Source organism: Paenibacillus sp. R-74696, from assembly GCF_055814915.1.
This window is the reverse complement of sequence record NZ_JBPULM010000018.1, coordinates 275,934-285,955: the sequence shown is the minus strand read 5'-3', so window position 1 is coordinate 285,955 and position 10,022 is coordinate 275,934. Positions and strand designations below refer to the sequence as shown.

Below are 10,022 nucleotides of genomic sequence, written 5' to 3'. Positions count from 1 at the left end.
TATCGCTTTACATTAACCGAAGTTAATGTGGCAGTTTCACTCGTTGTTCAGTTTTCAAAGAACAATTTCTCTTGCTTGCGTTTCGTTCTTGTCTGCCGTATGTCTCAGCGGCGACTCATATAATATATCACGGGTGCCTATACCAATGCAAGTGTTTTTTTAAAAAAATATCATTTCTTTTTCAAATAGCGTTTTTCCTTGCAGCTTCAAGCCTTGAATCCCTTATATATAAAGGGATAAAGCCGCCCAGCACTTACTCTGGACGGCTTTAATTAACTGTTACATTTACGTTTTGACGACCTATACTCTCAATAATAGTAGCTAATTAAGCTTTATCTATTCCATCTGTACTTAGGATGAAATAACCTCATTGATATGTAGATGCCGTTCTACCGTTAAGTTAATAATAGATCCCTCAATGGAAACCCATGGTCTAGTTGGATGCACATGATCAGAAAACACGATCTCTCCTACCCGTTCATCACTAAGCCTAACCTTCGTTCCATTATGGAACTGCGTAACCTTCTCGACAAACACTCGAACATAAGTCGGATCAAGCTTGCCGAAAGCGTCGCTCTGGATCTGCTCTAGAACAAGATATGGCGAGACTGCCTTACGATAAGACTTGTTCAAGGTCATAGCGTGAAAAATATCAGCTATTGCTACAATCTTCCCGTACGGATGGATTTTAGCTGCATCAATGCCAAGAGGGTAACCCGTTCCGTCTACCCGTTCATGATGCTGAAGAGCTGCGAGCTTGGCGCCATCGTTAAGAGATGCTACATTTTTGAGCATTTGGTAGCCCAGCACGGTATGCCGTTTCATCTCTTCCAGCTCTTCTACGGTTAACGCAGTCGGTTTAGAAAGGATCGAACGATCAATACGCGTGTTCCCAAAATCATGAAGCAAGCCGCCAAGAGCAACCTGCATCCATTCTTTTTGAGGAAAGCCGTTCCACTGCGCAATAAGATAAGAAGTAAGTGCACACGCAATGCTGTTATGAAGCAAATAGTCACGCTCCATAAAACTGCGCGGCACAAACGTCAAAATCTGATAGTTCTTAATATGCTGCAGCAAATTCTCCATCTGATTGCGAATATCCATAATAGGGATGCCTTGCGGCGCCGCATGATCATTAAAGACTTGTCTCAGCAGCACCAGCATCTTGTCATATTCATCATGCAGGGAAGAAGCAGCAAACGGCTTATCGTCCACTTGCTTGGAGGCAGCGCCTGCTTTGGCATCTTCCGACGCTTTAGCAGGAGCTGCTGGTCCATCAACGGCCACGTTTGAAATGATGAAAGCTCTCAAAATTTCTAGCTCGCGGCCAGCAATAACCTTGCCTTTTTGAAGTAGTACCCGACCTAACGGGGTAAGGACATCTTCACTAATCTTATCGCCTAACTTCACTTGTGATAAAGTCACCGTTGGCACAACGGTTCCCTCCCCATGTCCTGGATTCCCCTGATATAAAAACTATTCGTTCTCTTCGCTGTCTGAAGGCTGTGCAGCATCAAATTCAGTCGCTTCGCCTTCTTCCAGATCATCGCTTACTTCTTCACTGCGGGCAATACGAGTAACCGTTGCTACTGTATCTTCATCGCGGGTATTAATCAATTTAACGCCCTGCGTATTGCGGCCCATCGTAGAGATACCTTCCATGCTTGTCCGAATCAATGTGCCTGATGCAGTCATAATCATTAGATCCTCATCATTTACAACGACCTTCAAGCTGACAATCGGTCCGTTCTTATCCGTAACGTTAAGCGTCTTAATCCCTTTACCGCCACGGTTTTGAATACGATATTCGCTCATTGGCGTCCGTTTGCCATACCCTTTGGACGTAACAATCAGCACATCATTATCATTCATGACGATATCCATATCAATAACAGCATCGCTCTCATCAAGCTGGATACCCTTCACGCCTGTAGCCGAACGGCCCATAGAGCGCACGTCATTTTCAGAGAAACGAATCGACATGCCTTCCGCAGTTCCCATAACAATCTCCTGTTGACCGTCTGTCAGCTTGACGCCAATCAGATCATCATCTTCACGCAGCGAGATGGCAATGAGGCCGACTTTGCGAATGTTGATATAGTCATCGAGAGGCGTTTTCTTCACGACACCTTGACGGGTAGCGAAGAACAGATAATGATTCGGGTCAAAATCCTGTACAGGAATAACCGCATTAATCGTCTCGCCCTGCTCGATTTGAATTAAGTTAATAATCGGTGTACCGCGTGCTGTCCGGCTAAGATCAGGAATCTCATAAGCTTTCAGCTTGTACACCTTGCCTTTATTAGTAAAGAAGAGCAGGTAGTGATGCGTATTGGATACAAAAAGATGCTCGACGAAGTCATTGTCCTTCGTATCCATGCCAACGACACCTTTTCCGCCCCGCTTCTGGCTCCGATAAGTCGTAACCGGCAGGCGCTTGATATAGCCGCTGTGCGTAATGGAAATAATAACATCCTCGCGAGGAATCAAATCCTCATCCAGAATCTCCTCATCACTAGCCGTAATTTCCGTACGACGCTCATCGCCAAAACGATCTCTAATCTCATTGAGCTCTGTGCTAATAATAGCAAGCACGAGCTGCTCATCAGCGAGAATCGCTTTGAACTCGGCAATTTTCAATAGAAGCTCTGTATATTCTGCTTCAATCTTATCGCGTTCCAGACCTGTAAGGCGCTGCAAACGCATATCGAGAATGGCTTGTGCCTGCTCGTGGCTTAGATCGAATCGAGTGATCAAGCCTTCACGTGCTATTTCCGCTGTTTGGGAACCGCGTATCAACGCAATAACCTCATCCAGATGATCAAGCGCAATCCGATAGCCCTCCAAAATATGAGCGCGTGCTTCGGCTTTCTTCAAATCGTATTCCGTACGGCGACGAATAACCTCGATTTGATGCTGCAAATAATGATAGAGTACTTCGCGCAAATTCAACGTCTTCGGCTCGCCATTTACGAGAGCAAGCATATTAATACCGAAGTTGGATTGCATTTGCGTCTGTTTGTATAAGTTGTTGAGCACTACGCTAGGATTCACGTCGCGGCGAAGCTCGATAACGACCCGCATACCATTACGATCAGACTCATCACGCAAATCCGTAATGCCGTCGATCTTCTTCTCCCGAACGAGCTCAGCAATTTTCTCAACGAGACGGGCTTTATTTACTTGATAAGGCAGCTCATACACGATAATACGCGCTTTGTTGCCATTCTCTTCAATCATTGCGCGCGCTCGCATAGTCACCGTTCCACGACCCGTCAAATAAGCTTGACGAATGCCGCTTAGTCCCATAACAATACCTGCCGTTGGGAAATCAGGTCCTTTTACAAAATCGATTAATTCAAGCGGTGTAATATCCGGATTCGCAATCAATGCCTGTACACCGTCAATAACTTCCCCCAAATTATGCGGAGGAATGTTCGTGGCCATACCTACAGCTATCCCTGTTACACCATTGACTAGCAGGTTAGGAAAACGCGCCGGCAATACCGCAGGCTCCTTCTCTTCACCGTCATAGTTCGGAATGAAATTCACTGTTTCCTTGTTAAGGTCACGCAGCAGCTCCATTGCAATCTTCGATAGACGAGCTTCCGTGTAACGCATAGCTGCTGCCATGTCGCCATCAACCGAACCGAAGTTGCCGTGACCATCTACCATCATGTACCTCATTGAGAAATCCTGTGCCATACGCACCATAGACTCATACACAGCCGAATCACCGTGAGGATGATACTTACCGATGACTTCGCCTACAATCCTTGCGGATTTTTTGTGAGGCTTGTCCGGTGACATCCCAAGCTCCGACATTGCGAATAAAATCCGGCGATGAACAGGCTTGAGTCCATCCCTTACATCGGGCAATGCGCGACTTACGATAATACTCATTGCATAGTCCATAAAGGAATCGCGCATTTCCGTGCCTATATCACGGTCTTTAATCTGCGAATATTGTTCTTCCGCCATGCTTTACCTCCCTGACGTCTATCTGCAAACCTGTAAACATCATTGTCTCTCTAGTTCTTTCTCAAATAAGACGATACTAAACCTAAATTCCACGAACATAGCCGAAAAAATAGGTTAAATACCGTATTCCGTAACGCTCCGATTGCCATAAACTAAACAAATCCAACTTTTATTATACCACTCATTCTAAACTCTGTCTCCTGCCGGAATAAGAAACGATAGGCTCAGGCAGTGATTCAAAGAAAGGGGAATCAAGCTTGTCTATACAACGCGTTACTAGCAAATGGGCTAAAACACAGGTGCTCCTGCGCTCCGAACATTTACGCGAATACATGCCTGCTACCGAGCTGTTCAGCAAAGAAAGCCTGCTTGCTATGCTCACCCAATACAGCATGGTTTATGTAAAACCCGTCAATGGCACATTTGGAAAAGGGGTCATTCGAGTCGAGCAATATGCCGCTCCAGGCCGAGGCTTCCGATACCAGATTGAAACCAGTGTCCGCACGTTCGCAACCTTCGACCAATTGTACAACAGCCTTTATCCCTATCAAGTGGGCAAACGCTACCTCGTACAAAGGGGAATATTCCTGCTTCGCCATCAGAAGCGGCGCTTTGATATCCGCGTGATGGTACAGAAAAATCCGCAAGGCAGCTGGGAAGCAACGGGCATCATCGGTCGTCTCGCCCATCCTGCAAAAATCGTCACCAACTACCATAGTGGTGGCACGCCAATGCCTTTCGAACAGCTCATGAATGGTCATCTGTCCGCAACGGAGCAGCAAGCGTATAGACAGCGTTTGAACAAGCTAAGCCTATCCATCGTCCACCAGCTGCATCAGGCTTATCCGCGAATTAAAGAAATCGGTGTCGATATTGCAATCGATACGAGGCTGCGCCCATGGATATTAGAGGTCAATACCTGCCCCGATCCTTTTATTTTCCGCAAGCTTCCCGACAAGTCCGTGTTTCGAAAAATATATCGTTACGCCGTTGCCTATGGCCGGTATAAAAGAAAATAGCCGCTGCTAGTGCATATCCTCATACTGCGCGCAAGGCTCCGTATAAAAACACATTCTAGAAACGGCTATTTATAATTTAAAAGCGGCAAGTTATGCCGCTGTACTTAAAAGATTCAGCGAGTAATGAATCAAAGAAAAGCTAAATGTCGAGATTTTTAACACTTAAAGCATATTGCTGGATGAAGTTACGACGCGGCTCAACGTTGTCGCCCATCAGCGTATCAAAAATCGTATCAGCTTCAATGGCGTCATCAATCGTTACTTGAAGCATGGAACGGCTTTCCGGATCCATCGTGGTTTCCCAGAGCTGGACAGCATCCATCTCGCCCAAGCCTTTATACCGCTGAATGTTAATTTTGCCGGTTTGGCCGAACTCCGCAATAATTGCATCACGTTCCTTCTCGTTCTGCGCATAACGAATGACCTTGTTGCGCTCGACTTTATAGAGCGGCGGCTGGGCGATATAAATATAGCCCGCTTCGAGAATTTTGCGCATGTAGCGATAGAAGAACGTCAGCAGCAGCGTACGAATATGTGCGCCGTCAACATCGGCATCGGTCATAATAATGACCTTGTGATAACGTGCCTTCGCCAAATCGAAGTCCTCGCTGATGCCCGTTCCAAGCGCTGTAATAATCGCCCGAATTTCTGCATTGCCGAGAATTCGGTCGAGTCTTGCGCGCTCAACGTTCAGGATCTTACCACGCAGAGGCAATATCGCCTGGAAGTGACGGTCACGGCCTTGCTTAGCCGAACCACCGGCCGAGTCACCTTCTACGATGTACAGCTCGCTGATTGCCGCATCCTTGGAGGAGCAATCCGCCAGCTTACCTGGAAGCGAGCTGACTTCAAGCGCACTCTTACGACGCGTCAGCTCACGCGCTTTGCGTGCTGCTTCACGTGCTCTAGCTGCTTGAAGGCCTTTTTCTACAATTTTGCGAGATACAGCCGGGTTCTCATCGAGAAACTCCTGAAGCTTCTCTGCAAGCAGCGATTCGACGATACCGCGAACCTCGCTGTTGCCTAGCTTAGTTTTCGTTTGTCCTTCGAATTGCGGCTCAGGAATTTTGACCGAAATAATCGCTGTCAAGCCTTCGCGCACATCATCACCTGAGAAATTGGAATCATTGTCCTTCAGCAAGTTCGTTTTGCGGGCGTAGTCATTAATAACCCGCGTGAGCGCACTTTTGAAGCCGGACTCATGCGTTCCACCCTCATGGGTATTAATATTATTCGCGAACGAATAAATATTTTCGCTATAGCCGTCGTTATACTGGAGGCCCAGCTCTACCTGAATATGATCCTTGGAGCCCTCAACATAAATCGGCGATTCATGGAGCGCTTCCTTGTTCCGGTTCAAATACTGAACGAACTCATTAAGGCCGCCTTCGTATCTGAATGTGTTTGTCATTCCCGTACGCTCGTCAGTCAGCGTAAGTTCAATTCCTTTATTTAGAAAAGCAAGCTCCCGAATCCGGGACTGCAAAATATCGTATTCATAAACCGTCGTCTCGGTAAAAATCTCCGGGTCCGGCTTAAAGCGAATCGTCGTCCCTGTATCCTCCGGCGACGTCTCTCCAATGACCTTAATATCTGATTCCGGCGCTCCGCGGCGATATTCCTGCTGGTGAATTTTCCCCTTCAGCTTGACGGTTGCAACTACATGCTCCGACAAAGCGTTGACGACAGAAACACCAACCCCGTGCAAACCGCCGGAAACTTTATAGCCTTCTCCGCCAAATTTACCGCCGGCATGAAGCACCGTCATAACGACTTCAAGCGTAGATTTCTTAAGCTTGGCGTTCTCGCCGACAGGGATACCCCGTCCGTTATCGACAACGGTAATACTGTTATCTTCATGAATCGTCACATTTATTTCAGTACAATAGCCAGCAAGCGCTTCATCGATACTGTTATCGACAACTTCCCATACGAGATGGTGGAGTCCCTTGCTGCTTGTGGAGCCAATATACATACCAGGGCGCTTGCGGACTGCTTCCAGTCCCTCTAGCACCTGGATCTGACTCTCGTCATACGTATGCTGCGGATTCAAAGACATTAATGCTCACTGCTCCTCTCAACTGCTCTTGCTACACGTTATTCTAGCCCTTGTCAGCCATTCGCTACAAAATGATGAGCTCGCTTCTTCAAGGTAGAGGATGAAATTGGCGAATAATAGATTTTCTGCTTCGTCACAACGATGGATTTCGGCTCCTCTTCGCCAATCGTCTCCACGTCCTTGCGCTTGCGAGCGCCTGCAACGAACTGCTTGGATAACTTGGAGGATTGCTCTATGGATATATCGAAAATGGCTACCAGCTCGGCAGCCCGAATAATTTTCTCGCCGCCCAAATGGATATACATGCTCCCCCGCCTCCCGATCGTTTGCGCTTATCCGCGCGTCACTTGGCCTTCACGCACATTATAGATACAAGCGTCCTGCAGCTTGCTAATATTGACGCTCTCAAGCCCGGTTGTCGTGATGAACGTCTGCACCTTGCTCTGAAATGTTTCTATGAGCTGCGTCTGCCGGTGCTGGTCAAGCTCAGACAGAACATCATCAAGAAGCAGCAGCGGATATTCCCCAATCTCCTCAGCAATCAGCTCAATTTCTGCCAGCTTTAGCGAGAGTGCGGTTGTGCGCTGCTGTCCCTGGGAACCATATACAGATGCCTCTTTGCCGTTAATAAAAAAGGCCAAATCATCGCGATGCGGCCCAACGAGCGACATCCCTCTGCGAATCTCCTGCTCTTTCACTTGTGTTAACTTTATCATAAATTGCTCAAATAAAACAGATTCATCTTCCGGCTCGCCGCTGCCAAGCGATGGGCAGTAGGTAATTGTGAGCTGTTCGCTGCCAGCCGTGATGCCAGAATGGATCTGCTCAGCCCAGCGCTGCAGTTTATGTATGAAGTGTTCCCTTTTTTTCATAATTTTAACACCTAGCTCAGCGAGCTGTGTATTCCATACATCCAGCATCGTCTGCTGCATGGAGCCAGGAGAAGCAGACTTCAGGTAGTTATTGCGCTGTACAAGCACCTTGCCGTATTGCTGAAGGGTATGCAAATAACCGGGCTGCACCTGACCGATTTCCATATCCAGAAACCGTCTGCGTACACCCGGCGTGCCTTTTACAATTTCGAGATCCTCCGGCGCGAACATAACTACATTCAGCGACCCGATGAAGTTGCTCAGCTTGCGCTGCTCGAGCCCGTTAATTTTCGCTTTCTTGCCCTGTGTAGACAGCAGCAGCTCAAGCTGCGCCGTGCCATAACGCTTATCTACCGTGCCTTGCAAGCGAGCCGAATCCGCTTCCCAGCCAATCAGCTCCTTGTCCTTGGACGTACGGTGCGATTTGGTGAGGGCAAGCGCAAATATTGCTTCCAGCAAATTCGTCTTGCCCTGGGCGTTCGGACCGACGAACAGATTGACCTGATTACTCGTCTCCAGCTCAAGCTGTCCGTAGTTGCGGTAATTTTGCAAATGAATATTTTTTAAAAACACGTCTGCTGCCCCTCCCGGTCCTTAGCTAATCATTATGAACCGGTAACAGTAAAGATGCCGAAGCCTTCTACTTCGACACGGTCCCCGACATACAACTTGCGTCCACGTCTGTTATCCGTCTCGTCGTTAATCGTAATCTTGTTCTCCTGCAGAAAAAATTTAGCTTGTCCACCTGTGGATATACAATCCGATAGCTTTAAAAACTGCCCCAACGGAATATATTCGGTGCGAATGGCAACTTCCTTCATCGTGGCTTGCCCACCTTCCTCTTCTCGAGCTCTATCTAAAATTTCCGCAAGCACTCTCGCGAGGCTGCTACGTTGTTGTCCGGTAAGGCAAAATAACGTACATGTTGTACGAATGATCTGTCGGCTTAATGATAATCGGGCTCATAGCACCTGTAAAGCCGATGAAAATTTGCTCGCTGTCAATTACTTTGAGCACATCAAGCATAAATTTGGAGTTGAATGAGATGCGCAGCGGCTCGCCTTCAAATTTTTTGGCATCGATCTGCTCCGTTACGCGGCCAAGCTCGGTTGAGCTTGAGGAAATTTCGATCGAATTGTCATCAAGCGTAATCAGACGCACAATATTCGTCTTCTCCTCACGCGACATCAAATAAGCGCGGTCGATCGCATCCATCAAATTTTTTGTATCGACGACAAGTTCTGTTTTGTACGTCTGCGGAATAATCTTTGAAGTATCTGGGTACATGCCATCAAGCATACGTGTGTAGAACAGCACATTGCCGAGCTTGAACATCACTTGGTTGTCAGCTACGACAATATCCACGAGCGCATTATGCTCAGGGACAAGCTTCGACAGCTCGACCAATGTTTTTGCAGCAATAATGACATTGGAGAAACGATATTCAGGATCGGTTTCGGTATGCGCATTGCGGCTCGCCAAACGGTGGCGGTCTGTTGCTATAAATTTCAGCTGCTGGTTGTTAAGCGTCCATAATACGCCGGTTAATACAGCCGTTTGCTCATTGGTGGATGCGGCTAGCACCGTTTGGCGGATCATCGTTTTCAACAAATCGCCTGGCATTTGAAATAAACCGTTCTCTTCAATAGACGGCAAAATTGGGAATTCCTCTGGATCAAGACCAACCATCTGGATGTCGGAGGAGCCGGAGCGGATCATCGTTTGAAACTGGGCGCCAACTTGAATTTCAACATTATCGGATGGCAGTTTTTTTATAATCTCGACAAAAAATTTAGCTGGGAGTACAACGCTTCCCGGTTTATCCACATGTGCAATAAATAAATTATCGCGTTCTACCGGGATGAAGCTCTGAATAGATATTTCAGTATCGCTTGCCGTTAAGGTCACACCTTGATGGGTAACATCTATTTTGATTCCGCCAAGAATCGGTATGGCTGGTCTGGAGGAGATTGCTTTCGCTACCTGCTGGATCGCATCGTTAAGTTCATTTTTTGAAATCGTTAATTTCATAATTTCTCTCCTATATCCGCAGGGAGACATCGCGAATCATAGTGGATGTTCCACGAATGT

8 protein-coding genes are annotated in these 10,022 nt (G+C 47.2%); 1 reads left to right on the top strand and 7 read right to left on the bottom strand.

Going from position 1 to position 10,022, the window contains the following annotated elements; all coding sequences use genetic code 11:
- Window positions 1–351: 351 nt before the first annotated feature.
- On the bottom strand, window positions 352–1,434 hold the full coding sequence (locus ACSR9A_RS05635; protein WP_473756104.1) for an HD-GYP domain-containing protein: 1,083 nt from the start codon (window positions 1,432–1,434) through the stop codon (window positions 352–354).
- Between the two features lie 42 nt (window positions 1,435–1,476).
- Window positions 1,477–3,981, bottom strand: a complete 2,505-nt coding sequence (gyrA, locus tag ACSR9A_RS05630) for a DNA gyrase subunit A (RefSeq protein ID WP_341280293.1) — start codon at window positions 3,979–3,981, stop codon at window positions 1,477–1,479.
- Window positions 3,982–4,238: 257 nt separating this feature from the next.
- Here gyrA and ACSR9A_RS05625 point away from each other — a divergent pair, with 257 nt between their 5' ends.
- Window positions 4,239–5,000, top strand: coding sequence for a YheC/YheD family protein (locus ACSR9A_RS05625; protein WP_341280292.1), 762 nt, complete (start codon window positions 4,239–4,241; stop codon window positions 4,998–5,000).
- Between the two features lie 139 nt (window positions 5,001–5,139).
- On the opposite strand, the gene gyrB is transcribed toward ACSR9A_RS05625, so the two are convergent.
- The 5 genes from gyrB to dnaN form a co-directional block, all read right to left on the bottom strand.
- Window positions 5,140–7,059, bottom strand: coding sequence for a DNA topoisomerase (ATP-hydrolyzing) subunit B (gyrB, locus tag ACSR9A_RS05620; protein ID WP_473756103.1), 1,920 nt, complete (start codon window positions 7,057–7,059; stop codon window positions 5,140–5,142).
- A gap of 53 nt (window positions 7,060–7,112) precedes the next feature.
- A complete protein-coding gene (gene remB / locus ACSR9A_RS05615) occupies window positions 7,113–7,364 on the bottom strand; it encodes an extracellular matrix regulator RemB (protein WP_028608695.1) in 252 nt (83 codons plus the stop codon).
- Between the two features lie 27 nt (window positions 7,365–7,391).
- Entirely contained in the window at window positions 7,392–8,504 is a 1,113-nt protein-coding gene (gene recF / locus ACSR9A_RS05610; protein ID WP_341280290.1) for a DNA replication/repair protein RecF, read from the bottom strand.
- Window positions 8,505–8,536: 32 nt separating this feature from the next.
- Window positions 8,537–8,752 carry a S4 domain-containing protein YaaA gene (yaaA, locus tag ACSR9A_RS05605; RefSeq protein ID WP_473756102.1) on the bottom strand — a complete coding sequence of 72 codons (216 nt, stop codon included), beginning with the start codon at window positions 8,750–8,752 and terminating at the stop codon, window positions 8,537–8,539.
- Window positions 8,753–8,819: 67 nt separating this feature from the next.
- Window positions 8,820–9,962, bottom strand: coding sequence for a DNA polymerase III subunit beta (dnaN, locus tag ACSR9A_RS05600; RefSeq protein ID WP_341280288.1), 1,143 nt, complete (start codon window positions 9,960–9,962; stop codon window positions 8,820–8,822).
- Between the last annotated feature and the right edge of the window lie 60 nt (window positions 9,963–10,022).

Coding starts and splice junctions, on each gene's coding strand:
- gyrA (WP_341280293.1), bottom strand. CDS start 3,981: ATGGCGGAAGAACAATATTCGCAGATTAAAGACCGTGATATAGGCACG.
- gyrB (WP_473756103.1), bottom strand. CDS start 7,059: ATGTCTTTGAATCCGCAGCATACGTATGACGAGAGTCAGATCCAGGTG.
- remB (WP_028608695.1), bottom strand. CDS start 7,364: ATGTATATCCATTTGGGCGGCGAGAAAATTATTCGGGCTGCCGAGCTG.
- yaaA (WP_473756102.1), bottom strand. CDS start 8,752: ATGAAGGAAGTTGCCATTCGCACCGAATATATTCCGTTGGGGCAGTTT.
- dnaN (WP_341280288.1), bottom strand. CDS start 9,962: ATGAAATTAACGATTTCAAAAAATGAACTTAACGATGCGATCCAGCAG.